The 23,922-nt window shown below is 67.7% G+C and carries 27 protein-coding genes and 1 tRNA gene; 13 read left to right on the forward strand and 15 right to left on the reverse strand.

Features of this window, described 5'->3' with window-relative positions; translation table 11 throughout:
* Position 1 precedes the first annotated feature (1 nt).
* Positions 2-175, reverse strand: coding sequence for a protein translocase SEC61 complex subunit gamma (locus QRT08_RS06545; protein ID WP_286045132.1), 174 nt, complete (start codon positions 173-175; stop codon positions 2-4).
* 91 nt (positions 176-266) lie between these two features.
* Between QRT08_RS06545 and QRT08_RS06550 the strand changes: the two genes are divergently transcribed.
* On the forward strand, positions 267-1,658 hold the full coding sequence (locus tag QRT08_RS06550) for a hypothetical protein (RefSeq protein ID WP_286045133.1): 1,392 nt from the start codon (positions 267-269) through the stop codon (positions 1,656-1,658).
* A 37-nt stretch (positions 1,659-1,695) separates the two neighbouring features.
* Positions 1,696-2,781 carry a DUF7350 domain-containing protein gene (locus QRT08_RS06555; protein ID WP_286045134.1) on the forward strand — a complete coding sequence of 362 codons (1,086 nt, stop codon included), beginning with the start codon at positions 1,696-1,698 and terminating at the stop codon, positions 2,779-2,781.
* Here the strand turns inward: QRT08_RS06555 and ftsZ (QRT08_RS06560) are convergent, their stop codons facing one another.
* The 3 genes from ftsZ (QRT08_RS06560) to QRT08_RS06570 all read right to left on the reverse strand — a co-directional run bounded on the left by ftsZ (QRT08_RS06560) (position 2,782) and on the right by QRT08_RS06570 (position 6,869).
* The gene (ftsZ, locus tag QRT08_RS06560) at positions 2,782-3,921 is read right to left on the reverse strand and encodes a cell division protein FtsZ (protein ID WP_286045135.1); all 1,140 of its coding nucleotides are present in this window, start codon (positions 3,919-3,921) and stop codon (positions 2,782-2,784) included.
* Positions 3,922-3,989: 68 nt separating this feature from the next.
* Complete coding sequence (locus tag QRT08_RS06565; protein WP_286045136.1) at positions 3,990-5,306, reverse strand: D-aminoacyl-tRNA deacylase; 1,317 nt, start codon at positions 5,304-5,306, stop codon at positions 3,990-3,992.
* A gap of 174 nt (positions 5,307-5,480) precedes the next feature.
* Positions 5,481-6,869, reverse strand: coding sequence for a sodium:calcium antiporter (locus QRT08_RS06570; RefSeq protein ID WP_286045137.1), 1,389 nt, complete (start codon positions 6,867-6,869; stop codon positions 5,481-5,483).
* A gap of 82 nt (positions 6,870-6,951) precedes the next feature.
* Here QRT08_RS06570 and QRT08_RS06575 point away from each other — a divergent pair, with 82 nt between their 5' ends.
* Both QRT08_RS06575 and QRT08_RS06580 read left to right on the forward strand, forming a co-directional pair.
* The gene (locus QRT08_RS06575) at positions 6,952-7,773 is read left to right on the forward strand and encodes a shikimate dehydrogenase (protein ID WP_286045138.1); all 822 of its coding nucleotides are present in this window, start codon (positions 6,952-6,954) and stop codon (positions 7,771-7,773) included.
* Between the two features lie 21 nt (positions 7,774-7,794).
* A complete protein-coding gene (locus tag QRT08_RS06580) occupies positions 7,795-8,484 on the forward strand; it encodes a helix-hairpin-helix domain-containing protein (RefSeq protein WP_286045139.1) in 690 nt (229 codons plus the stop codon).
* A gap of 5 nt (positions 8,485-8,489) precedes the next feature.
* Here the strand turns inward: QRT08_RS06580 and QRT08_RS06585 are convergent, their stop codons facing one another.
* Positions 8,490-8,783 carry a transcriptional regulator gene (locus tag QRT08_RS06585; RefSeq protein ID WP_286045140.1) on the reverse strand — a complete coding sequence of 98 codons (294 nt, stop codon included), beginning with the start codon at positions 8,781-8,783 and terminating at the stop codon, positions 8,490-8,492.
* A 91-nt stretch (positions 8,784-8,874) separates the two neighbouring features.
* On the opposite strand from QRT08_RS06585, the gene QRT08_RS06590 reads away from it, so the two are divergent.
* Positions 8,875-9,843 (forward strand): nucleotidyltransferase family protein, encoded by a 969-nt coding sequence (locus QRT08_RS06590; RefSeq protein ID WP_286045141.1) that lies wholly within the window; start codon positions 8,875-8,877, stop codon positions 9,841-9,843.
* 24 nt (positions 9,844-9,867) lie between these two features.
* Here QRT08_RS06590 and QRT08_RS06595 read toward each other — a convergent pair whose 3' ends face one another.
* The 4 genes from QRT08_RS06595 to QRT08_RS06610 form a co-directional block, all read right to left on the reverse strand.
* On the reverse strand, positions 9,868-10,578 hold the full coding sequence (locus tag QRT08_RS06595; protein ID WP_286045142.1) for a diphthine--ammonia ligase: 711 nt from the start codon (positions 10,576-10,578) through the stop codon (positions 9,868-9,870).
* A 29-nt stretch (positions 10,579-10,607) separates the two neighbouring features.
* The gene (locus QRT08_RS06600) at positions 10,608-11,747 is read right to left on the reverse strand and encodes a DUF373 family protein (protein WP_286045143.1); all 1,140 of its coding nucleotides are present in this window, start codon (positions 11,745-11,747) and stop codon (positions 10,608-10,610) included.
* Between the two features lie 34 nt (positions 11,748-11,781).
* On the reverse strand, positions 11,782-12,771 hold the full coding sequence (gene sppA, locus QRT08_RS06605) for a signal peptide peptidase SppA (protein ID WP_286045144.1): 990 nt from the start codon (positions 12,769-12,771) through the stop codon (positions 11,782-11,784).
* Positions 12,772-12,904: 133 nt separating this feature from the next.
* Positions 12,905-13,786, reverse strand: coding sequence for a coiled-coil protein (locus QRT08_RS06610; protein WP_286045145.1), 882 nt, complete (start codon positions 13,784-13,786; stop codon positions 12,905-12,907).
* Positions 13,787-14,080: 294 nt separating this feature from the next.
* Between QRT08_RS06610 and QRT08_RS06615 the strand changes: the two genes are divergently transcribed.
* The 3 genes from QRT08_RS06615 to QRT08_RS06625 are packed head-to-tail and all read left to right on the forward strand — an operon-like array spanning position 14,081 to position 15,890.
* On the forward strand, positions 14,081-14,230 hold the full coding sequence (locus tag QRT08_RS06615) for a hypothetical protein (protein ID WP_286045146.1): 150 nt from the start codon (positions 14,081-14,083) through the stop codon (positions 14,228-14,230).
* 40 nt (positions 14,231-14,270) lie between these two features.
* Positions 14,271-15,098 carry a deoxyribonuclease IV gene (locus tag QRT08_RS06620; protein WP_286045147.1) on the forward strand — a complete coding sequence of 276 codons (828 nt, stop codon included), beginning with the start codon at positions 14,271-14,273 and terminating at the stop codon, positions 15,096-15,098.
* Positions 15,099-15,890 (forward strand): class I SAM-dependent methyltransferase, encoded by a 792-nt coding sequence (locus tag QRT08_RS06625; RefSeq protein ID WP_286045148.1) that lies wholly within the window; start codon positions 15,099-15,101, stop codon positions 15,888-15,890.
* A 7-nt stretch (positions 15,891-15,897) separates the two neighbouring features.
* Here the strand turns inward: QRT08_RS06625 and QRT08_RS06630 are convergent, their stop codons facing one another.
* Positions 15,898-16,542 (reverse strand): DUF7095 family protein, encoded by a 645-nt coding sequence (locus QRT08_RS06630; RefSeq protein WP_286045149.1) that lies wholly within the window; start codon positions 16,540-16,542, stop codon positions 15,898-15,900.
* Positions 16,543-16,620: 78 nt separating this feature from the next.
* Between QRT08_RS06630 and ncsA the strand changes: the two genes are divergently transcribed.
* Complete coding sequence (ncsA, locus tag QRT08_RS06635) at positions 16,621-17,583, forward strand: tRNA 2-thiolation protein NcsA (RefSeq protein ID WP_286045150.1); 963 nt, start codon at positions 16,621-16,623, stop codon at positions 17,581-17,583.
* A 28-nt stretch (positions 17,584-17,611) separates the two neighbouring features.
* Here the strand turns inward: ncsA and QRT08_RS06640 are convergent, their stop codons facing one another.
* The 4 genes from QRT08_RS06640 to QRT08_RS06655 form a co-directional block, all read right to left on the reverse strand.
* Positions 17,612-18,325: a sugar phosphate nucleotidyltransferase gene (locus tag QRT08_RS06640; protein WP_286045152.1), complete on the reverse strand. Its 714-nt coding sequence runs from the start codon at positions 18,323-18,325 to the stop codon at positions 17,612-17,614.
* A 97-nt stretch (positions 18,326-18,422) separates the two neighbouring features.
* Entirely contained in the window at positions 18,423-19,568 is a 1,146-nt protein-coding gene (gene ftsZ / locus QRT08_RS06645) for a cell division protein FtsZ (protein ID WP_286045153.1), read from the reverse strand.
* A 2-nt stretch (positions 19,569-19,570) separates the two neighbouring features.
* Positions 19,571-19,750, reverse strand: a complete 180-nt coding sequence (locus QRT08_RS06650; protein WP_286045154.1) for a ribbon-helix-helix domain-containing protein — start codon at positions 19,748-19,750, stop codon at positions 19,571-19,573.
* A gap of 168 nt (positions 19,751-19,918) precedes the next feature.
* Positions 19,919-20,413, reverse strand: a complete 495-nt coding sequence (locus QRT08_RS06655; RefSeq protein WP_286045155.1) for a double zinc ribbon domain-containing protein — start codon at positions 20,411-20,413, stop codon at positions 19,919-19,921.
* Positions 20,414-20,552: 139 nt separating this feature from the next.
* Here QRT08_RS06655 and QRT08_RS06660 point away from each other — a divergent pair.
* The 3 genes from QRT08_RS06660 to QRT08_RS06670 all read left to right on the forward strand — a co-directional run bounded on the left by QRT08_RS06660 (position 20,553) and on the right by QRT08_RS06670 (position 22,193).
* Positions 20,553-20,626 (forward strand) — tRNA-Tyr (locus QRT08_RS06660).
* Positions 20,627-20,703: 77 nt separating this feature from the next.
* Positions 20,704-21,375, forward strand: a complete 672-nt coding sequence (locus QRT08_RS06665) for an ABC transporter ATP-binding protein (RefSeq protein ID WP_286045156.1) — start codon at positions 20,704-20,706, stop codon at positions 21,373-21,375.
* Positions 21,375-22,193 carry an ABC transporter permease gene (locus QRT08_RS06670; RefSeq protein ID WP_286045157.1) on the forward strand — a complete coding sequence of 273 codons (819 nt, stop codon included), beginning with the start codon at positions 21,375-21,377 and terminating at the stop codon, positions 22,191-22,193. Before QRT08_RS06665 ends, QRT08_RS06670 begins: the two co-directional genes overlap by 1 nt.
* Positions 22,194-22,272: 79 nt before the next feature.
* Here the strand turns inward: QRT08_RS06670 and QRT08_RS06675 are convergent, their stop codons facing one another.
* Positions 22,273-22,584, reverse strand: coding sequence for a phage repressor protein (locus QRT08_RS06675; RefSeq protein ID WP_286045158.1), 312 nt, complete (start codon positions 22,582-22,584; stop codon positions 22,273-22,275).
* A gap of 98 nt (positions 22,585-22,682) precedes the next feature.
* Between QRT08_RS06675 and QRT08_RS06680 the strand changes: the two genes are divergently transcribed.
* The gene (locus QRT08_RS06680; protein ID WP_286045159.1) at positions 22,683-23,882 is read left to right on the forward strand and encodes a M24 family metallopeptidase; all 1,200 of its coding nucleotides are present in this window, start codon (positions 22,683-22,685) and stop codon (positions 23,880-23,882) included.
* Positions 23,883-23,922: the final 40 nt, after the last annotated feature.

Here is a 23,922-nt window from a genome sequence, read left to right on the forward strand (position 1 = left end):
CTCAGACGCCCCCGGGCAGGTAGCTCATGAGGACGAACATGAGAAAGCCGATCGTGCCGACGAGGGCGATGCCCGCGCCGGCGATCAGGGCCACGCGGGAGAACTCCTCCCACGCGGGCGTGGTGGCGAACTTCAGGACGCGGACGTAGGAGTTGATGTCTGTCGGGACGTTCATACTGGCCGGCGATAGGAGAGCGGGGGTTTTCTATCTATTGATGGGGGTCGCCAGCGACAGGTAGAGAACCCTCGGGGGCCGAGAGCCGACGATGGGTCCAACGAGGCGCAGGCTGACGATCGGAGCCCTCGTACTCGGGGTCGTGCTGCTCGCGTCAGACACCGCCGCCGCGAGCAACGTCGCGACCGGCCTGCAGGGCGAGGGCCGCGACCTGCAGGTGCCGACGTGGCTCTACCTCTTCACCGGCGGGGCCGCCGTCGGCGCCTCCGGCCTGCTCGCGATGTTCGTCACCGACCGCCGGCTGATCGAGAGCCTCCACACGTGGGCGCGGCCCGTGCGCGCGGACGAGGCGGTCCTGCGGCCGCTGCGATACCTCCTCGGCGCGGTCGCGGTCGCCGGCCTCGCGCTCGTCGTCTACGTCGGACTGACGGGGCCGGGCGTGGCCAACGCCAACCTCGCCGTCCTCACGGTGTTCGTCGGCGGCCGGGCGGGGCTGGTGATGGTCGCCTACCTGGTCGCGAACCCGTGGCCCGCGCTGAACCCGTGGCGAGCGCTCTCGCGGGCGCTCCCGAGCGGCTTTCTCGACTATCCCGAGCGGTGGGGCGTCTGGCCCGCCGTCGCCGGCCTGCTCTGTATCCTCTGGATCGAGGTCGTCGTCCCGATCAACACCGTTCCCGAAACGCTCGCGCTCGCGGTGCTTGCGTACAGCGCCTACGCGCTCGCGGGCGCGGTCGTCTTCGGTCCTGCGGGGTGGTTTCGCTACGGCGATCCCCTCGGCGTGCTCTTTCGATACTACGGCGCGGTCGCGCCGATCCAGCGCACGCCCGACGGGGTGAGACTCGTCCTGCCGGGCGCGAAGCTCCGCGAATCCGGCGTCGTCGACGGTCTCAGCGGCGTGGCGTTCGTCATCCTGCTCGTCTGGGAACTCACCTACAGCGCCTTCGTCGTCGTCCCGTCGGGGATCGCGAGCGTCGAGTTCCTCGTCGGCCTCGGCGTGCCGCCGCTGGTCACCTACGCGCTGTACCTCCTCGCGGGCTACGGTCTCTTCCTCGGGAGCTACTGGCTCGCGACCCGATATGCAAGACGCCTCGCGGAGACCTACGTCACGGCGGAGTCGCTCGCGATCCGCTTCGCGCCGCCGCTTTTGGGGATCGCCGCGGGGTATCACCTCGCCCACTACTTCGCCTTCTTCGTCTCGCTTTCCCCGTCGCTCGCGCTCGTCCTCCGGTCTCCGCTCTCGCCGCCGTTGCCGCCGCTGACGCTGGTGTTGCCGGGCTGGTTCGGCCTGCTCGACATCGCGTTCGTTCTCGTCGGCCACCTGCTCGCGATCTGGGCGGCCCACGCCGCCTCGTTCTCGGTGTTCCCGAGCCGTCTGCAGGCGATCCGCAGCCAGTACCCGTTCGTGATCGTGATGATCTGCTATACGATGGTCAGCCTCTGGCTGATCTCGTCGCCGACCGCCGAACCCGCCTTCGTCGGGTGAACGCAACCCGTAAGGCGGCGAGGACCCGAGGGTCGGCATGGACCGCCGCGGCGTGCTACGAGCCGGTGCCCTCCTCGGAGCGGCCGGACTGGCTGGCTGTCTCGGCGTCTTCGAGACCCGGTCGGCGTGGCGCGACCCGCCGATCGTCGAGGACCGGCCCGACGCACCCTACATCCCCGCCTCGACCGAGGAGATGGGCACCTACGGGGTCGGTGAGGCCGGCGAGTACACCGTCGCCCTGCTGTACACCTTCCCCCACCGCTTCTGGACGGTCACCGGCACCGAGACCAACATGGTCGACATCGGCGACGACGACGCGCTCCACCTGATGGCGAGCGTCTGGGAGACGGAGTCGGAGACGGTCGTCCCGGCGGACGTCCGAATGACCGTCGAGGGCCGAGGGGAGCGGCCCTACGCGGGTCAGCTCTGGCCGATGCTCTCCCAGCGCATGGGGTTTCACTACGGCGACAACCTCGCGGTCGCGAACGAGGGCGCGTACACCGCCACGCTCCGGATCAACCCCGCCGACGTCCGGGGGGTGGGCGGCCTCGAGGGCTCGTTCGAGGAGGCCCGAACGGTCGAGATCGGCTTCGAGTACGACACGGACGACGTCTACGACCTGGAGTTCGAACTCGTCGAGGAGAGCCGACGGGGCCAACGCGGGGAACTGCCCCTGATGGATCACGCGGAGATGGGTCACGGGGGCGGCGACGGCCACGGCGACCACGCCCGTATGCCCCACCCGACGGTCCCGCCGACCGACGAGTTCCCCGGCGAGGTGATCGGGACGGGCGAGAGCGGCGGTGCGGAGTTCGTCGTCGCCCTCGACGATCGGTTCGGCGGTCCCACGCTCGTGGCCTCGCCGCGAACGCCGCAGAACCGCGTGGTGCTCCCGCTGATGGCGCTGTCGGCGACGATCGATCGGGACGGGGAGACGGTCTTCGAGGGCGCCCTCGAGAGCCGGCTCGATGCGGACCTCGGGGTTCACTACGGGGCGGCCGTCGACCCGATGGAGCCGGGCGACACGGTGCGGGTCGAAACGGAGTCGCCCCCGCAGGTCGCGCGACACGACGGCTACGAGACCGCCTTCTTCGAGATGGCGTCGATAGAACTCGAGTACTGATTACTCGACGTAGTCGATGTCCTGAAGCTGCCCCGCCGTCTTCTCGCGCTGTTCATCCTCCTGCCGGCCGTAGATCTGCGGGGAGTCGACGCCGGTGACGACGATCATGGTGCGCATCGCGCCGTCGAGTTCCTCGTCGACGGAGGTTCCCCAGATGATCCGGGCGTCGGGGTCAATTCTTTCATAAATCTCCTCGACGACGCCCTCGGCCTCCTCGATGCTCATGTCCGAGCCGCCGGTGACGTTCACGAGCGCGGAGTTCGCCCCCGAGATGTCGACGTCGAGAAGCGGCGAGCGAAGCGCCGATTTGACCGAGTCCTTCGCCTTCGATTCGGAGTCGCTCTCGCCGAGCCCGATCATGGCGACACCGCCCTTCTCCATCACCGTTCGAACGTCCGCGAAGTCGAGGTTCACGAGTCCGGGTTTGGTGATGAGTTCGGTGATGCCCTTGACCGAGCGCATGAGCACCTCGTCGGCGACCTTGAACGCCTGTCGCACCGGCAGTTTGCCGACGGCGTCGAGCAGGCGGTCGTTGGGGACGACGATCACGGTGTCGGCGACGTCGCGCAGCCGTTCGAGGCCGGCCTCGGCGTTCGTTCTCCTGACCTCGCCCTCGGCGGTGAAGGGCGTGGTGACGATGGCGATGGTGAGCGCGCCCGACTCGCGGGCGGCCTTCGCGACGACCGGCGCGGAACCGGTGCCGGTGCCGCCGCCCAGCCCGGCGGTGACGAACACCATGTCCGAGCCCTGGATCGCGTCGTTGACCTCGTCCTGGCTCTCGAGGGCGGCTTCCTCGCCGACCTGCGGGAGCGATCCCGCGCCCCGGCCACGGGTCTTCTGTTCTCCCAAGAGGATCTTCGTGTCGGCCTCGATCTCCACGAGGTGCTGGACGTCGGTGTTAGCGGCGACGAGTTTCGCGCCGTGGATTCCCTCCTCCTGCATCCGGTTGACGGTGTTGCCGCCGGCCCCGCCACAGCCGACGACGGTGATGTTGGTCTGGAGGTCCTCGAGTACGTCGCGCAGTTCCTCGTCGGTCATCTGCCCCGACTGGCTGACCTCGGGGGTGACGCCGTCGCCGTCCTGCTCCGCCGCCTGCTCCTCGTCGGCGCTCTCGACGGCGTCCTGAATGATCGAGTCCATGTCTTGCGCGCTCGTAATGTACCCATCGTAATGATTGTTCCCTTTGACGTCCGACACGCGTCGGACCCTCAGGCCGAATACGACAGCTCCCTGACCCGCTCGCTGAACACCGCCTCGGGTTCGATCGTTCGGCCCTCTACCTCGACCGCCTGCCCCGACGCGAGCCTGCCGAACGCCGGCCCCTCGGGCACGCCCAACCGCTGCGCTTTCTCGGGATCGAACGCCCGCTCGCGGACGACGACCTCGCCCGATCCCCGTTCGACCTCGTACTCCCGTTCGAGGATCGCCACGAGGTCGTCGATCAGCGCATCGCGTTCCCCGCCCGCGAACGCCGCCCGCTCGTCGACCTCGGTCCCCCCCTCCGTGGTCTCGAACGCGAGCGCGTGGCGCTCGACCGCCCCGCGAACGCCGTCGGGGTCGACCGACCGGGCCGCCTCGATGAGTTCGACCGGCAGCGGCCCGACCACGAAGACCCCCTCGCGCTCGCCGAATCGAACACCCTCGTCGACGCTCCCGAGTTCGGATTCGAGCCGTTCCACGAGGGCGAGGTCCCGGTCGCCGACCTCGCGGAGCCACGTCTCGCTCACGACGCGGTAGCCCAGTTCCTCGATGACCGATTCGAGTTCCGGCCGGTCGCCGTCGATGACCGCGAGGTCGGCCCCGCTCTCCTCGAAGGCCTGCTCGATCACGTCGGGGTTGAGCGGTCCCAGCTCCTCTAAACACCAGTCTGCGCCGATGTGCCCGACCGCCCACGGCGTCTCCCGCACGATCCGCTCAGGGCGGGGAACGTAGTGGCCCCCGCCGAAGGCGACGACCTGTTTTTCCTGACGGACGGTCCCGTCGAGTCCGAGGATCGACCGGGCCACCGCTCGGGCACCCGCGTCGTCGTGCCACTGGGCCTCGTCGCTTCCCAGTTCCGCAAAGAGCGAGGGCACCCCCACCGAGGTCGGCCCGTGGTGCGTACACTCCATGCCGACCTCGTAGCCCTCGGGGGCGTGCTCGTGGAAGTTCTCCAACAGGCGCTTGTGGGCGGCCGGACAGGCCGCCGCGAGTTCACCCTCGCGTCCGCCGAACTCCGCGGGTCCGAAGTTGCCGGTGAAGTGGGCGGTCAGGAGCGGGCCGGTCTCGCCCGAGTGTCGGGAGGCGAAGACGACCATCGAGGGGTCGGAGAAGGCGTTCGCGACCCCCTCCAGTTCGAGGTGCCACTCCTCGAAGGTACGAAGTTCGAAGCGCGTCTCGTCGGCTTCGAGCGCGTAGTAGGTGCCCCCGCCCTCGCTATCGGGACGGTCCGGGTCCTCGCGTTCGCGCCAGTCGGCGAGCGCGAGCAGGTGCTCGCCGATCAGTTCGGAGGCCGCGTCGGCGCGGCTGACGACGATTCCGATCACGGCCGGCGGTAGGCGGGCCGGGAGTAAAAACCGGTCGAACGCTCGTGACTGCACCCGTCGGGATCATACCGTCGGTCATACTGACGTGAATCTGAGACGGTCAGGACGGGGAAGAATCGGGCTATTGTCGGTCGAATCGTGCTACCGACGTTGGTCCATCCATGACCGACGGTATCAGTCGGCCCCCTCGGGGCGGGCCTCGTGCGGCCGGATGGCCTCGCGGGCGGTCGTGCCCGTCCGGGCGAACAGGCCGACGAGTTCGTGACGGCGGGTGATCAGCAGGTAGCCCCCGAGCACGAGGTAGACGGCGGTGTACGCGTAGAGGATGTCGATGCTGATCGCCTCGGCGAGCGCCTCCGGGTAGAGCCGGATGACGGCGAACTCGATCGCGACCTGCGAGACGAACAGGACGAGCAGGGCGACCGCCTCGCGCATGGTGATCTCGAAGTTCGAGAGGATGGCGAGCGCGAAGAGGCTCTGGGCGGCGGTGATCCAGATCTCGGCGACCTGCTTCTCGTCGAAGGGCAGCGCACCCAGGTGGCCCGCGGCGATGGAGTAGACGACCGCGAGCGTCCCGATGAGCAGCGTCCACTGGTTGAGCTTCGAGGAGATCAGCGCGTTGAACCCCGCCGTCGAGCGCGCCTTGTTGACGAGGTAGGCGACGACGATGAGTTCCGGCGACTCGGAGGCCAGCGGCGCGATCCACTGGATCATGAAGAACTCGGGGATGCCGTTCTCGATGCCGATGGTCTCGAGGCCCATCGCGAAGGGGTGGACGGCGGTGTAGATCATCGTGCCCGAGTAGGCGAACAGTACGAGCACGACCGCGATCCGGGCGGGTTTCGGGAACGACTGGAAGTACGCGGGGACGCCGACCTGGTGGTCGGGTTCCTCGACGTCGCCGCGGACGATGATCGCGATGTACAGGACGTACATCCCCACGAGGACGGCGGTGTCGAGGAGGCCGATCCCGCCTGCGGCCCCGCCGCCGTTGACCGAGGCCATGCTGAAGGGAACGACGAACGCGAACAGCGTGGCCGCGAAGAGGAAGGTGATCTCGACGCTGAGGTCGCGGTCGATCGAGACGGCGTTTCGCAGGAACCCCTCGCGGTGCTCAACGGCGGGGTCGCGCGAGGCGCCCGCCCGGTAGACGGTGAACAGCGCGATGGCCGACCAGCCGATCCCGATGAGGATGCGGTTCGCGCCGGTCATGTTGGCGACCGCGAGGTTCGCGGCGTCGGCCCCGCGCTGGGTTCCCTCCAGGGAACCGGCCTGCCAGGCGTACAGCGCGTCGACGGCGTACTCGGGGGCAACCGCGAGCACGGCGAGGACGGCGATGGCGAACGCACGCGGGACGTCCTTCTCGGCGGTCTCGGCGCCCCACGCCAGCAGGAACGCCGATCCCAGGACCGCGAATCCGGCGATGGCGACGGTCAGCGTGGCCGAATAGGGGGCGCCGGGCGCGACGTGTCCGCCGTGCGAACTCCAGGTGTAGACCCACGGCAGGGTGAGCAAGAGGGTCAAGACGACCGCGACGAGCGGGTGGCGGAGACGCTGCAGCATCGTCCGTAGAGGGGGGAGACACGCACCTATCTCTTGTGTTCCGTTCCGCACCGTTTATCGGCCGGGGTGACGACGCCCACCCATGGACGTCTACGGACTGCTCGGCAACCCCGTCACCCACTCGCTGTCGCCGCCGATGCACGAGGCGGCCTACCGGGAACTCGGGATCGACGCTCGATACGTCACCTTCGAACCCGAACCCGAGGCGCTCGAAGCGGCGATCACCGGGGCCGACGCGCTCGGGATCCGGGGGCTGAACATGACGATCCCGTTCAAGCGGGAGGTCCTCCCCCTCGTGGAACTCGACGAGTTGGCCGACCGGATCGGGGCGGTCAACACGATCGACTTCGACGGTCGGCCCACCGGCCACAACACCGACGCCGCCGGCGCTCGGCGCGCGCTCGAACACCACGACGTGGACGTCGACGGCGCGCGGGCGGTGCTGATCGGGGCGGGCGGGGCGGGGCGGGCGATCGCCTTCGCGCTCGCGGACGCCGGCGCGACGGTGACGATCGCGAACCGGACCGAGGAGCGCGCCGTCGAGTTGGCGACGGCGGTCCCCCGGGCGACGGGCCACGGCCTCGACGACCTGAACGACCTGCTCGCGAACGCCGACGTGCTCGTCAACGCCACCAGCGTGGGGATGGAGGAGGACCGCTCGCCCGTTCCGACGGAGGCGCTGACCAGACACCTGACGGTCATGGACATCGTCTACCGGCCCCTCGAGACGCGACTCCTCCGGGACGCGCGCGAGGCGGGGGCCGGGACGATCGACGGGGCGTGGATGCTGCTCTTTCAGGGGGTCGAGGCGTTCGAACGCTGGACGGGGCAGGAGGCCCCCGTCGAGGTGATGAACGAAACTCTGCGAGGGGAACTGTCGGGTGAGTCGGGCGCTTTTAAGTAGGTCGGCGCGTATATTCCCCCAATGGCACTGCTGAACAAGCTGAAATCGTTGCTCGGACTCGGCGACGGACGGTCGGGCAGCGATCGGCAGGGCACCGACGACGTCGGCGTCACGGTCGAACGCGAGCCCGGCGAACCGGCCGAAGAGGAGGCCCCGCCGGCGACGCCCGCCCCCGGAACCGAGGCCGCCGAACCCGAACCGGCCGCGGAGAGCGAGCCCGAGGCGACCGACTCCGAGCCCGAACCGGCCGTCGAACCGGAGGTCGAATCACCGCCCGCGGAGGACACGCTCGACGAGTCGCCCGAGGACCTCGACGGCCGAGGATCGACGCCGGAACCGGAGCCGGAATCGACGTCGGGCCCCGAACCGGTCGAAACGGCCGAGGACGAGGACGAGGGGGCGCTCGTCGAATCGGAGTCCGAGCCGATCGAGCGGGTCGAGCCCGAACCGGCCGCGGAGGACGAGGCCGCCGAGGGGACGGAACCCGAGGGCGGAGCCGAGGGAGAACCCGCGTCCGCCGAGTCGGCGGGCGACGACGAGCCGCTCCGGGAGATCAAGGGGATCGGCCCCTCCTACGCGACGAAGCTCTCTGAGGCGGGCGTCGAATCCGCCGCGGACCTCGCCGCGGCCGACGCGGGCGAACTCTCGGAGGCGACGGGCCTCTCGGAGAAGCGCATCCAGGGCTGGATCGACCGCGCACAGAAGCGATAAGCGCGCTACTCGATGACGAACGCGGGTTCCTCGATCGACTCGGCCTTACAGGAGGGACACCGCGAGGGGACGTTCAGCGGGTCGTCGAACCCCGAGAAGCCGCACTCGCGACACTCGGGTGGGGCGACGAGCAGTCGTTCGTCGGCGGCGCTCTCCGCGGTGCGCGAGACGTGTTCGACGTGCGAGAGCGCGCTCTCGGTCGTGATCGCGAACTCGCGTGCGAGCGCGCTCGGCGTCGCGGGCGCCTCGCGGAGGCGGGCGGCGATCCGCTCGCGGGTGGTACCGCTCGACTCGGGCATGGTGGGACGTGGCCACCGACCCACAAAACGGTTGGTGTCGGTAACAGGTGTCACGGGAAAACGACTTAGCACAGGACCGTGATGTGCGAGCATGGACGCTATCGTGCTGGCCGGTGGGTACGCGACACGGCTGTGGCCGATCACGAGACACAGACCGAAGATGTTCCTCCCGATCGGCGAGGACACCGTCATCGACCACATATTCGGTGGGCTCGAGGCCGACGACCGGATCGAGAACGTCTACGTCAGCACCAACGAGCGCTTCGCCGCGGAGTTCGAGGAACACGTCGCGGCGAGCCGATTCGAGAAGCCGCGGATCTCCGTCGAGGACACCAGCGAGGAGGACGAGAAGTTCGGCGTCGTCGGCGCGCTCGCCCAGTTGGTCGAGCGCGAGGGGCTCGACGACGACACGCTGGTGATCGCGGGCGACAACCTGATCAGCTTCGACGTCGGCGAGTTCGTCGACTTCTTCGAGGAGCGGGGCGCTCCCGTCCTCGCGGCCTACGACGTCGGCTCGTACGAGCGCGCGAGCCAGTACGGGTTGGTCGAACTCGACGGCGACCGGGTGATCGACTTCCAGGAGAAGCCAGACGAGCCCAAGAGCACGCTCGTCTCGATCGCCTGTTACGGCTTCCCGGCCCGCACCCTCTCGCAGTTGGGCGAGTACCTCTCGGACGGCAACAACCCCGACGAACCGGGCTGGTTCATCCAGTGGCTCGTCGAGCGCGAGGAGGTCTACGGCTTCGTCTTCGACGACGCGTGGTACGACATCGGCACCCCCGGGAGCTACCTCGACGCCGTCTCGTGGTTCCTCGACGGTGACGCGCTCGTCCACCCCGACGCGACCGTCGAGAACTGCGAGATCGGCGAGAACGTCCACGTCATGGCCGGCGCTCACCTCGAGGGCGTGACCGCCGAGCGCTCGGTGATCTTCCCCGACGTGACCGCCAAGAACTGCGAACTCCGGGGGACGATCATTGACGAGGGAACGCGCGTCGAGGAGATCAACCTCGCGGGCGCGCTCATCGGCGCCCACACCCTGATCAACGGCGACGAGTAGGACGGTCCGTGGGGAATCGCTCGGTCAGCCGTCGCTCAGCCACGCGTCGGTGATCCGGAGCGTTCCACGGGCCCCGTCCCACTCGGTCTCGTACTCGATCTCGATGGGACGATCCATGTGCGGCCCGTCCGTGACGAGCGTCTCGAACTCGCCGCCCTCCCCGAGGACGTGGACGCCGTAGCGCTCGTTGAGGGCGACGAGTTCGTCGAGTGCCGCCCGGTCGAGACGGCGTCCGAGCCACGACTCGTCGAGGCCGGCGGCGGCGACCTGGACGATCCGGATCTCGAAGCCCGCATCGAGCATCGCCTCGGCGAGCGCGACGGGATCGCGCTCCCAGAGCGGGGTGTACGTCTCCGCGCCGAGTCGGTCGGCCATCGCCGCGATCCGACTGGTCTGGTACTCGCTTTCGACCGCGCCGGCGATCAGGCCGTCGACCCCGACCTCCCGGTCGAGGTCCGCGAGGGCGCGTTCGAGCGGTTCGAGTTCGTCGTCGCCCTGCGCCCCGGCGTCAGTGACGTCCTGGGCTTCGACGGCGGATTCGACCTCCATGAGTTCGATGCCGATGCTCTCGGCTGCGAGGCGCGCGAGGTCGGTCGCGGGGACGTGATACAGATACGAGTCCGGAGCGGCGTGGACGGTGAGCAGTCGCGAGACGGAAAGGCCCTCTTCGAGCGCGCGATACAGCGCCCACGAGGAGTCCTTCCCGCCCGAGAACAGCGCGATCCAGTTCGCCATGCGAGCGGTTGCGCCGTGAGCGACAAAGATCAGTCGGTCGCCTCCGCGTCGGCCTCCGGCCGTCCGGCGAAGTGAGTCGCCGTGCGCACGCCGACGAGGCTCACGACGACGCCGACGACGACGAACGCGGCGAGGCGCTGGAGCGGCGAGAGGGCGAACCCCTCGACGGAGACCACCCCCACGTCGATCGGCGGGACGGCGGTGCGGTCGATGACGTCGCTTCGCTGGAGGAAGTACGCCGAGAAGCCCCGGATGACGATTCCCAGCGCGACGACGCCGAACGGCAGGTTGAGATACGAGGTGGGGACGGGTTCGTCGTGGATCGTCTCGTCGAGCAGTCGGCCGGTGCTCGCCGCCAGCGCGGCCATCGCGAGCCACGGAACGCTGTCGAAGGCGAACTGCATCGCGGGGACGAACACGCCCTGCTGGGAATCGAGCCCCGAGACGCCAAGCAGGCCGGCGAAGACGCCGATCAGCGCGAGGCCGGCGCCGATGGCGTAGGTCACGACCGAGACCTGCCCCGAGTAGAGGGCGTCGCGCACGCCGGCGGGCACCGTCGAGAGGTAGGTGTCGACGCCGAGGCCCTTGTACAGCAGGAAGAACCCGAACACCCCGGTCAGCGAGGCGACGGCGACGACCGGCCCCATGAACGTCAACAGGACGGGAAAGACGAGCAGCGCCAGGCCGAGCGGGACCAGCGTCGTCTGTCGCAACTCCTCGTCGCCGAGGAACTGCTTGAGCAGGTAGTACGTCGACTCGATGTCCCGGGCCTGCCTGACGACCACGCGGTCGACCGAGTCGACCGCCAGACGGCTCTCGATGACGGGGATCAACCGCTCGTCCTCGGCGCTGTCGGTGACGATTATCGCCGACTCGATCGGGTAGTCGGCGCGGATCGCCTCGATCTGGGCGGCGATCGACCGGCCCGCGCCGACCGCGTCGGCCCCGCCGGTGACGAGCGCGACCGTCGCCTCCTCGTCGCTCTCGCGGAGTTCGCGGGCCACCCGGAGCGTCTCGAGCAGGCAGTTGACGCTCGAGTCCTCGGGATCAGCGAGACCGACGTCGATCACCAGCGAGCGGAGCGCCTCCCAGCCGACGACCGGCGGGGAGACGTCACCGGCCCGCGCGATCTCGTCCGACCGGTCGAGACACACCACCAACGTACTCACGGTGTGCGCACACAAACGCCGACCGGATAAAAACCTACAGGCGCACGTCGATCTCCTCGTCCGTATCGAGCACGCTCGCGATCCCCGCGCCGAACGCGTAGGCGACCTGCGCGCTCCCGATCGAGAGCCGGGCCATCATCCCCCGTTCGGGCTCGAACTCCCGGACGTCGGGTTCGATTTCGAGCACCTCGGCGAGGCGGTCCTCGGCGTCCTCGCGGGTGCCCAGAGCGTCGACCAGCCCCAGGTCGAGCGCCTCCTCGCCGACGTAGACGCGGGCCTCCGTCGCGCGGACCTCCTCCTCGCTTAGCTCCCGGCCCTCGGCGACCCGCTCGACGAACTGGCCGTAGAAGTCGTCGATCAGTCCCTGGAGGTAGGCGCGTTCGTACTCCTCCATCTCACGAAGGGGCACGCCCGCGTCCTTGTATCGCCCGGCGGCGAAGCGTTCGTACGAGAGGCCCATCCGCTCGGCGAGGTCCGAGGCGTTGACCCGCGAGCCGATCACGCCGATACTCCCGACCAAACTCGCCTCCCGTGCGAACAGTTCGTCACAGCCGCTGGCGATCCAGTATCCCCCGCTGCCACAGACGTCGGTCGTGTAGGCGATCGCCGGTCCGTCGAACTCGACGATCGCCCGCCTGATGTCGTCGCTGGGGACGACCTCGCCGCCCGGCGTGTTGAGCTTCATCAACAGGCCCTCGACGTTGTCGTCGGCGTCGGCGGCCTCGATCTGTTCGACGATGTCGTCGGCCGGCGTGGTGTTCGGTCCGCTCGGAAAGCGCTTGCCGCCGTCCCGCGAGATGGGGCCCTCGACGGCGACTTCCGCGACGTTGTAGGTGGCGAAGGCGTTCCCGGCGAGTCGCCCCGCGATTCGCAATCCCAGTAGGGCCGTGGCGATCACGAGCAGGATCCCGAGGAGTTCGACCCCGGTCGTCGGCAGTTCGAAGAACAGCACGTAGCCGGCGGCCGCGGCGACCAGCGCGCCCAGCAGCGAAACCGCCAGTCGCCCGACCGTCGCCGTCCTCATGGGTGCCTCCGAATCGAAGTCATACCCGTCGCTCGGGCCGGGAAGCGATTAAAGGTTGAGAACCGAACGTGAAGTTCGTCGACAGCGCCGTCGCTAACCGGGAGTCGAACGGCAGAGAATTGAGAGAGCCGCCCTAAAGCAGGCCGGTCTTCTGGAGCTTCATCAGGTCCTCGGTGTCGAGGGTCTCGCCCTCCTTGAACTTCTGATAGATCTCCTCGGCCTCCTCTTTGGCCTCCTCGCGCTCCTGCTCGCGGCTGGACTTGCGCGCTTCCTCCTCCTTCTTGTCGAGTTCGCGCAGGCGCTTCTGGACGCGCACGAAGTCCTCGTGGTGCTGGTCGGCGGCCTCCTGGACCTCGACGAACGCCTCGTGCATCTCGTCGGCGTCGTCGCGGATGTCGTCGGCCTCGCGGTAGGCCTCGATCATCTTGTTGTGGTGTTCCTGGGCCTGATCCGCGAGTTCCGTGACCTTCTGGTGGTGCTTCGAGGCCTCCGAGCGGACCTCTTCGGCCTCCTCGACGAGCTCCTCGAGGTCGTCGTTGCCCTCGAGTTTCTCCTGGCGCTCTCGGTACTCCTCGCGCTTGTCCTCGATCTTCTCGATGAGTTCGCGCTCGTCCTCGGTCGAGAGCACCTCGGTCTGCTGTTTGAACTCGAGCTGTTCGATCTCCTCTTCGAGCTCCTCGAGGCCCTTTCCGTCGTCGAGTTCGAGGTCCGACTTGCGGCCCTCGACCTCGTCGAACAGTTCGTTGGCCTTCGCGTTGAGTTCGTTTCGCTTCCCTTTGTGTTCTTGGACCTGCTCGTTCAACTCGTCGCGCTTCTCGCGGTGTTCCTGGGCCTCGTCGACCTTCTCGCGGGTGGCCGCGTTCAGGTCGTCGCGTTTGGAGGCACGCTTCGAGGCCATCTGGTTGAGTTCGTTCCGGCGGTCGCGAAGCTTGCCGGCGAGTTTGATGAGCTGTCCTTTCGAGTCGCTTTCGAGGTCGGAGTCGCTGACCTCGATGTTCTTGCTTTCGTCTACCATGCGTAGTTGATCCGTTGCCATCCCTCCACCGAAACCCGGCAGTGTACACTCGTCGTCGAAACCGACCGTGTACAAGGATACCCTCTCATTTTTCGAGCGATACTGCCGCCACGTCGGTGGCGTTCTGGTATCCCCTAGTACCGCCACTATGGATTTAACTGTTGCGGTCGTGAAACCCTGTAAAACGGTACCAAGGACCCCGATATCGGTGGTTCCGGCGGTCGAAGACGATCAGTTTCACTTTCGGTCCGCCCATGGCGCAGGGTGATGTGGACTCGACACGTCGCTGATAGTATGCTCGAACGGCTCACCTGTACCTGCGAGGGCTGCGATCAGCGCCTGAACGAGGGCGAGTGGGGGCTCAGCTTCCGCCGCGACGGCTGTGTCCGCCGCGCCTACGAGTGTCCCTGCGGTGCGGTGACGATCACGGTCGCCCGCGGGTGATTCGAAGCCCCTATCCCCCCTCGACGGCACCTTCTCCCCAATGCGCGTCGGAGCACACGTCTCGATCGCCGGCGGGATCGACAACGCCGTCCCCAGGCAGGTCGAGGTCGGCGGTAACTGCGGACAGATCTTCACGACCTCCCCGCAGGTCTGGGCCCAGCCGGAGATCGACGAGGAGGAGGCACGGCGCTTTCGCGAGGGGACACGCGAGAAACTCGACGGTCCGTGGGTGATCCACTCGTCGTACCTCGTGAACCTCTGTACCCCCAAGGACGACCTGCGCGAGAAGTCAGTCGCGAGCATGCAGGCCGAACTCGACGCCGCCACACTTCTCGACATCGAGTTCGTCAACGTGCATCTGGGAGCCCACACCGGCGCGGGCGTCGAGGGGGGACTCGAAAACGCCGCGGCCGCCCTCGACGCGCTCGACGTGCCGGAGGACGTGACGGTCCTCATCGAGAGCGACGCGGGAAGCGGGACGAAACTCGGCGGCGAGTTCGAGCACCTCGCGCGCGTGCTCGAAGCGAGCGAACAGGACCTCGACGTCTGTGTCGACACCGCCCACGTCTTCGCCGCGGGCTACGACCTTTCTACCCCCGACGGAGTCCGAGAGACGATCGAGGAGTTCGACGACGTGGTGGGGCTGGAACACCTGCGGTGTATCCACCTCAACGACTCGAAACACGCCCGTGGCACCAACAAGGACGAACACGCCCACGTCGGCGAGGGTCTCATCGGGATCGAGGGGATGGAGACCGTCATCAACCACCCCGACCTCGCCGACGTGCCGCTGGTGCTCGAGACGCCCACCGAGGACGGCAAGAGCTACGAGTGGAACATCGACCGAGTGAGGGAGCTCAGGGAGTAGATGCGCCGGTTCGACGCGGCGTACCTCGAAGAGACGCGCCGCGGGATGTGGGAAGAGGTCGGAACGCTCGCGGGCCTGGAGTTAGAAAGTAGAGAGCGAATCGCCGACGTGGGCTGTGGGACGGGCGAACTCACGCGGGTGCTCGCTCGTGAGAGTTCCGCCGAGGTGATCGGGATCGACGCCGACCGCGACCTCCTGGAGGCCGCCCGCGAACACGGCCACGTCCTCGCGGGTGACGCGACCCGCCTCTCCCTGCGCGAGGACGCGGCCGACCTCGTGACCTGCCAGGCCCTGCTGATCAACCTCCCCGATCCCCGCCGGGCGGTCGAGGAGTTCGCGCGGGTCTCCTCGGATCTCGTCTGTGCGATCGAACCCGACAACGGCGAGGTCGAGGTGGACTCAACGGTCGAGCGCGAAGCGGCGCTCGCGCGCCGCGCCCGCCGGCACTACATCGAGGGCGTCGGGACGGACGTCACCCTCGGGGCCGATAGCGAGGTGCTGTTCGAGGAGGCGGGATTGTCGGACGTACGGACCCGTCGGTACGACCACGAGAAGGTGGTGAAAGCGCCCTACGACGAGGCGGCGCTCGAGAGCGCGAAGCGAAAGGCCACCGGGGAGGGAATCGAGAGCGACCGCGAAACGCTGGTAGAAACCCTCTCTTCGGAGGGGTTCGACTCGCTCAGGGCCGAATGGCGCGAGATGGGCCGGGAGGCCATCGAGCAGATGCAGGCCGGCGAGTACGAGCGCGTCGAGCGGGTGCCCTTCTACGTAACCGTCGGCCGAATAGCGTGAACCGCCGTCAGACCACGTCGCCCCGGACGGTCATCCCCTCCTGGCGCTCGCGGTAGGCCCGCAGGGTCTCTGCGGCCTCGCGGGCCTCCCCGTCGTCCATCCCGAGCATGGAGAGTGCCTCCGGAAGCGTCGGGAGGACGAGTTCGCCCGACCGGAGTTTCTCGAACGCCTCCTCGCTACGCCTGCCGTCGACCCAGAGACAGACCCCGCGCGGGTCGAGGATCTGCTCGTAGTCGTTCGAGGAGATCGCACCCTGCAGGCGCTGGGTGACGTTGTCCTCGAAGCTCGCGTTACAGACCTCGAGGTGGATCGGTTCGTCACGCTCCGTGAGGTGGGCCGCGAGGCACTTCTCGGGGGCGGCGTAGCCGTTGTCGTTCACGCGAATGTACTCGGGGAACTCCGTCGCCCACTCGCCTCGCACCGTCCGTCCGACCCCCTTTACGCCGTGTGTCGCCTCGAACTCGTCGCTCCGATCGCTATCGCCACCCAGCAGGACGTCCTTCGTCAGGTAGACGTCGAGGCGCTCGATGGGGTCGAGTCCCAGCGAGACCTCGCCGTAGACCCAGACCTCACGGACGGGGACGGGCATGGTCTCGGACTCGATCCGATCGACGAGACGCTCGACCCGATCGACTGCCGCGCTGCGATCCATTGGCAGCCCTTGCGCGCGGGAGGGCAAAACCCCCTCGGAGCGAAACCGTCATGCACGGGGATCGGCAAGGATCGGGCGATGGAGTGTACGAAGTGCGACCGCGAGGCGGTCATGCACGCGGCGTACTCCGGGGCACATCTCTGTGAGACCCACTTCCGCGAGTCGGTCGAGCGCCGGGTCAGAAAGCGGGTCCGCGAGGACTCGCTGCTCTCGGGCGACGCGACCCCCGAGGATCCGGAAACGTGGGTGATCGGCCTCTCGGGGGGCAAGGACAGCGTCGTACTCACCCACGTCCTCCACGAGACGTTCGAGGAGGACCCCCGCGTCGAACTCGTCGGCCTGACGATCCACGAGGGGATCGAGGGCTATCGCGATAGGAGCCTGGAGGCCTGCGTCGAACTCGCCGAGGGGTTGGGGGTCCGCCACGAGGTCGTCAGCTACGAGGACGAATTTGGGGTTCGGATGGACGAAGTAGTGGAAGACGACCCCGAGGACATGGCCGCCTGCGCGTACTGTGGCGTCTTCCGGCGTGATCTCCTCTCGACGTACGCCGAGGAACTCGGCGCGGACAAACTGCTGACGGGACACAACCTCGACGACGAGGCCCAGACCGCGCTGATGAACTTTCTGGAGGGGGACGTCGCCCAGATCGCGAAACACTTCGACGCCTCGCTCGGAGGATTCAGTGAACGAAAAGAAGGCGACGAGTTCGTCCCCCGGGCCAAACCCCTGCGGGACGTCCCCGAGAAGGAGGTCGCGCTGTACGCCCACCTCCTCGATCTGCCGGCCCACATCACCGAGTGTCCCCACTCGAGCGAGGCCTACCGGGGGGAGATCCAGCGCCTGCTCTACGAGTTGGAGGAAAATCACCCCGGAACGCGCCACTCGATCATGGCCGGTTACGAGGAGTTAGGGGGGATTGTTTCGGAGGAGTACGACGACCGGAGCGCCGACCTCGGGGAGTGCGAGCGGTGTGGCTCGACGACGACCCGGGAGGTCTGCCGGAAGTGCTCGTTGTTGGAGGCGATCGAGGCGGTGTAGGCGGGTTGCGTGCCGTAAACGCTGTTCGTCAGTTTTCGAAATACTCCCGTGCTCGTTCGAGATCAGCGGGCGTATTAACATTTAGATGCCATCCCTTCGGTTCAATGCCGAGGAGTCGCTCGCCGTTGTCTATCGCGTACTGGATCGCCGCCGCCATCTCGTACTCCCCACGGGGCGAACGTTCGACACGACGACAGGCGTCGATCAACGCGGGCGTCGCCGTCTGAAACCCGGCTGCGACGTACGACGGGTCCGGGGGATCGTCGGGACGGTTGACGATCCGATGGATCGTGCTCTCGTTGTCACAGCTACAGATCGCCTTCGAGCGCGCGGCCTCACGGGGGACGCGTTCGAGCAGGACGGTGCCGTCGACATCACGTTTGCGGTGACACTCGACAAGTGACGAGAGATCACAATCAAAGACACTGTCGCCGTCCATCAGCATCACGTCGCCGGAAACCCGGTCAGCGGCGGTCAGCAGCGCATGGGCCATCCCTTCGCGTTTGTGCTGGTGGACATACTCAATCGGGATCCCTGAAAACGAGTCGCCGTAGTAGTCAGTTACGAGGTCGCTGCAGTAACCGACGACAACAATCAACCGCCGGGCGCCAAGATCGGTCAGCGTCCGGAGGCAGCGGGTAAGGATCGGTTCGCCACCGACTTCGAGCATCGGTTTCGGCTTCGTAGCCGTGAGCGGTCGGAGCCGCGTTCCCTCGCCCGCGGCGAAGACGAGCGCGTCCATGGCGGGAGAGGCGTCCGACGGCCCATAGCGTTGGTGATCGGAGAAGCCGTCGGCTACCGGGTCGAAAAGCGGAGGGCGGAAAGGAAAGGCCGTCGCGTCAGCGGATGACGTCCAGCCCGTTGTTCCGTTCGAGTTCGTCCTGGCCGCCGTCGCTCTGTGCGCCGGTGCTGACCCGTTCGCCGTTGATCGACGCCCGCGAGCGGTCGGCCTGTTTCTGGGTGGAGGGCCCGAGGATCTGGGCGCTCTGGACGCCCGTCATGATCGCCATCACCCGCACCTTGCCCTTGTACTCCTCCTGAATGCGCGCGCCCCAGATCACGTTCGCGCTCGCCTCGAGGCGCTCGGTGATGTTGTCGGCGATGCCCTCGGCCTCCTTGAGCGTGAGATCGGGGCCGCCGGTGATGTGGACGAGGCCACCCGACGCACCCCGGTAGTCGACGTCCAGAAGCGGGTGGTTCATCGCGTCGCGCACGACCTCGTCGGTCTTGTTCTTGTCCTGGGTCTCGCCGACGAGCATGACGGCGACGCCGCCCTGGTTCATGATCGCGGTCATGTCGGCGTAGTCGAGGTTGATCAGCGAGGGCTGGGTGATCGTCTCGCTGATTCCTTTCACCGTTTCGGCGATGATCTGGTCCATCACCGAGAAGGCCTTGCCGATGGGGAGGTTCGGGACGTAATCCAGCAGGCGGTTGTTGTCGAGGACGATGATCGAGTCAGCCTCGTTGCGCAGCTTCTCGAGGCCCTCCTCGGCCTTCACCGTTCGGGCGCGCTCGACGTTGAAGGGCGTCGAGACCATGCCGACGACGATCGCCCCCTGGCTCTTTGCGATCTTCGAGACGACGGGTGCCGCGCCGGTGCCGGTGCCGCCGCCCATGCCCGCGGTGACGAACACGAGGTCGGCGTCGCCAAGCACCTCCTCGATCGTGCCCGTGGCCATCTCGGTGGCGCGCTCGCCCATCTCGGGGTCGCCGCCCGCGCCGAGCCCCTGCGTGAGCGACTTGCCCACGAGGATCTTCGTGTCGGCCTCGATCATCTGGAGGTGCTGTTTGTCGGTGTTGATCGCGACCGTGTCGGCGCCATCGACGCCGATGTTGTACAGCCGGTTGACGGTGTTGTTGCCGGCACCGCCACAGCCGACGATCACTATACGGGGGTCGCCGAACTCGTCGGCCTCGCCGAGTTCGCGTTTCCGTTCCTGTTCTGCTTCGGCGTTGTCGAGCGCGTCGCGGACGATGTCCTGCATCGTCACACCTTCGCCCACGTGCGTTCGGTGCCTTGAGCGTCCTGGCTCACGCCCCGTTCGTTGAGCATCTCCCGTACCGCGGCGCGAATCGCCTCGCTGCGGTTGGGGAACTGCCCCGTTTCGACCATCCGTTCGACCTCTTCTATCTGTTGTTCGGGAATTCGCAGTGTCACACGTTCCATGATGTCTTCCCCTGGCGTAAGACGAGGACCGTATCGCGGCCATTCTGTCTTACAGGATAGCCAAACCCGCCCCATCCGTGGCGAGTTGGGTGGCTAGCGTGTAAGACGTGTCTTACATAACCATAGCGTACTGCCGCGAACTATTAAAACTACCGGCCGAGCTACAACTCAACGGTCGAGGACGTCGGCGGCTGGCGTCCGACGCCCACAGCTCGGGCAGAACGCCCAGTCGGTTCGCAGTTCGACGCCACACTCACAGAGCGCGGGGGTATCGGCCTTCTCGCCGCAGTTCGGACAGTAGACGTGGTCGTCGTCGACGGTCTCGCCACACTGGACGCAGTGGTGCTCGGGCGGCGGATCCGAAGGGGCCTGCTCGACCGTTTGCGGCGTTTGCGCCGGTCCGTCGTCGTGTCGTATACGGTCGTCCTCGACCGTCACGGTGACGTTTACGTCGGTTGCGAGGCGATCGTCGAGGCGGTCGGCGATCCGGCGGTCGATCCGGTCGGTGATGAGCGTATCGAGCGAGTCCTCCCCGGGGGAGTCCGCGGGGGCGGACCCGAGGTACGCGCGGAGCGCCTCGCGCATGACCTCGCTCTTCGAGGCGTCCATCGCCTCGATGCGTGCGACGAGGTCGTCGTCCGCGCGGAAGGTGATCTTGCTCATCGAACTAGGTGTTCATAGCGAGCCGGGATATATGAACGTTTAGGATCGTGTCTGACGCTCGTCTCCCGCTGGGGCGTCCGGCGAGGAGTCCCGTGAATAACAACGTTTAAGTCCGAAAACGCACGACCTGTAGGTGTCGCCGCTCTTAGCTCAGCCTGGTAGAGCAGCCGACTGTAGATCGGCTTGTCCCCCGTTCGAATCGGGGAGAGCGGACTTCTGTAGACTCGCTCGGCGAGCGAAGCGGCCCTCCCGTTCGAATCGATTTTCACGCTCGCGGTCGAGACGCCGACATGACGCCGAAAATCGAGACGCGGGACCTCACGCGGGTCGTCGACGGCGAGGCCATCGTCGACGGCCTCTCCGTCTCGGTCGCCGAGGGCGAGGTGTTGGTCGTGGTCGGCCCGTCGGGGGCCGGGAAGTCGTCGTTGCTCCGCCTGCTCAACCGGCTCGACGAGCCGACCGGCGGAACGGTGCTGGTGGACGGCGAGGACTACCGGTCGATCCCGCCGCGTGAGCTTCGACGACGCGTCGGGTTCGTCCCGCAGGACCCCGCCCTCGTTCCCGGCACCGTCTTCGAGAACGTGGCCCGGGGGCCGCGACTCCGTGGGGATTCGGTCGACGAGGAGGCGGTCGGCGGCCTCCTCGATCGCCTCGGCCTCGGTGGCTACGGGGACCGCGACGTCGAGGAGCTCTCGGGCGGCGAGAAACAGCGCGTCGCAATCGCTCGAACCCTGCTGACCGAGCCGGACGTGCTGCTCCTCGACGAGCCGACGTCCCACCTCGATTCCGCATCGGAACGCCGCGTCGAATCGCTGCTGTCCGACCTCATCCGCGACCTCGATCTGACGGTCGTCCTCGTCACCCACGACGAGGAGCAGGCGAAACGGATCGGCAACAGGGCGCTTTCGATGCGCGAGGGCCGCGCCGATCGGATCGGCCCGATCGAGGAGGTGTTCGCGTGATGGCGTCCCTGGCGAGCGAGTTCGCCGCTCAGCTCACCGACCCGGTACTGGTCCGAGGGCTGGTACAGGTCGCCGTCGCGTCGGTCCTCGCCGCGCTCGTCGTCGGGATCTCGCACCTCCGGGGGCTGACGCTCGAACGCGAACTCGGCGTCGCGCTCGTTCGCGGGCTGGTACAGATCGTCGCGATGGGGTCGATCGTCGGGCTCCTGCTCACGGTCGAGTTCGCCTGGAGCGCGCTCATCCTCCTCGGGATGATGGTCGGCGCGACGTGGATCTCGAAGAACCGGGGCGAGGGACTCCCGGGGGTCACCCGCGTCTCGTTTTTCGCCATCGTCACCGGCTCCGGGCTGGTGATCGTCACGATGACGCTCGCGGGGGCGATCGAGGCCACGGTCAGGAACCTCGTTCCAGTGGGCAGCATGATCATCGCCAACGCGATGCAGATCAACTCGCTCGCGCTCGACCGGTTCAAAAGCGAGATCGAGTCGAACCGCGCGGAGATCGAGGTCGGCCTCTCGCTCGGCGCGCCGCCCAGTGCGGTGATCTCGCGGCACGTCGAGACGGGCGTGCAGGCGTCGCTCATCCCCGTCATCGACTCGCTGAAGAGCCTCGGCTGGGTGTGGATCCCGGGGATCATGGCCGGGATGATCCTCGCCGGCGAGAACCCGATCTACGCCGCGCTCTACCAGTTCGTCATCATGGCGATGATCTTCGGTGCCGGCGGGCTGACGAGCATGACCAGCAGCCTGCTGATCGGGAACTACGTCTTCACCGAGGCCGAGCAGCTGAAGGAGATCGAGACGGACGAGGACGAGTGACCGCCTCGAACGGGCCTCCGGGACGATACCGGCCCCGCGACCTCGGCGTTCTCGTTGCACCGGGTGGCGTTGGTGGCGCTCAGCCCTCGCCGTCCTCGGCGAGTTCCTCCGCCCCGATCTCGCCAGCGAGGTAGGCCGCGCCGCGGTCCGTCAGTCGATACGTGTCGTCCTCGCGGGAGAGCAGGTCGCGGATCGCCAACTGGCGACACCGGTCGGCGACGTACTCCTCGCTCTTCTCGAGGGTCGCCGCGAGTTCGGGGGGCGTCGCCGGTCCGTCCTCGAGCAGTTCCATGACCCGCTCGTCGGTGTGGGTCATCCAGTCGATCCGCAGGCGCGTCGCCTGTTCGCGAAACCCACCACGCAGGAGCCGCGAGAGGAACCCGTCGCTCATATGGGGGAGTGGGCTGGGCTGGCCTTAATCCCGCCGTTCGGAGACGCTCCGGACGCGGGTCGGGAGGCTTAAGCGAGGATTCCCCGAACCCTGCGGGTATGCCGACACGCCTCCTCGACGAGGAGTTCGACGCGCGCCTCGCGAGCGTCCGCGAGCGGATCGCGGCGAGCGACGCCGACGCCGGCGTCTGGTTCGACGCGACCAGCATCGAGTACCTGACCGGCTTCGCCCACGTCCAGACCGAACGCCCCGTCGTCCTCGGGGTCGCTCCCGAGGCGTGTGCGATCACCGTCCCGCGACTGGAGGTCGAGCGATGCGAGGGGAACCCCAGGGTCGACCGCGTCCACGACTACTTCGACTATCCCGGCGGGAAGCCGATCGAAACGGTGGCAGAGATGCTCCGGGGGATGGGTGCCGGGTCGGTCCTGGCGGACGCCGACGGCGCGCCGGGCGTCATGGGCTACGAGGGACCCCCGCTCTCGGAGGTCGTGGAGGTCGAGACCCAGTCGTGGGTCCCGCGGATGCGCTGGCGGAAGTCGGCGGCCGAGATCGATCTCATTCGAGAATCCGCGACGTGGGCGAACCTCGGCCACCGCTATCTCGCCGACTTCACCGAGCCCGGCGCCCACCCCGCGACCGTGAGCCAGCGCGCCTCGATGGAAGCGTCGAGAGCGATGCTCGACGCCCTCGGGGACCGGTTCGTCGAACGGGTGCGCGCGAGCGGCCCGGTGCAGGCGGGCTACATCAGCGCCCACGAGACCGCCCTGCCCCACGGCCACACGCCCAACCAGCGCCTCCGGGAGGGCGACGTTCTCATTACAGGTGCGACCGCGAACGTCGACGGCTACCGCTCCGAGTTGGAGCGCACCATGTTCGTCGGCGAGCCCACCGACGAGCAGGCCCACTACTTCGAACTCATGCTCGAAGCGCAGGACATCGCCATCGAGGCGCTCGGGCCGGGCGTCCCCCTCGCGGACGTGGACGAGGCGGTGTGGAGCTACTTCGAGGAGCAGGGGATCACCGACCTCGCGCGCCACCACGTCGGGCACAACATCGGGCTCGGGGCCCACGAACCGCCGTACATCGACCGTGGATGGGCCGCCCACTGTGGGAGCGAAACGACGAGCTACGACGAGTCGGACGCGACCATGCGACCGGGTCACGTCTACACGATCGAGCCGGGGATCTACACCGAGGAGGCGGGCTACAGACACTCGGATACGATCGCCATCACCGAAGAGGGGATCGAGCCACTCACCTACTTCCCGCGCGATCTGGAGGCGAACGTCGTTCGCTGAGGCGGTCGGTTTCCCCTGGAACGACGCCCTCCGAGGGTCC

Source organism: Halalkalicoccus sp. NIPERK01, from assembly GCF_030287405.1.
GTDB lineage: Archaea > Halobacteriota > Halobacteria > Halobacteriales > Halalkalicoccaceae > Halalkalicoccus.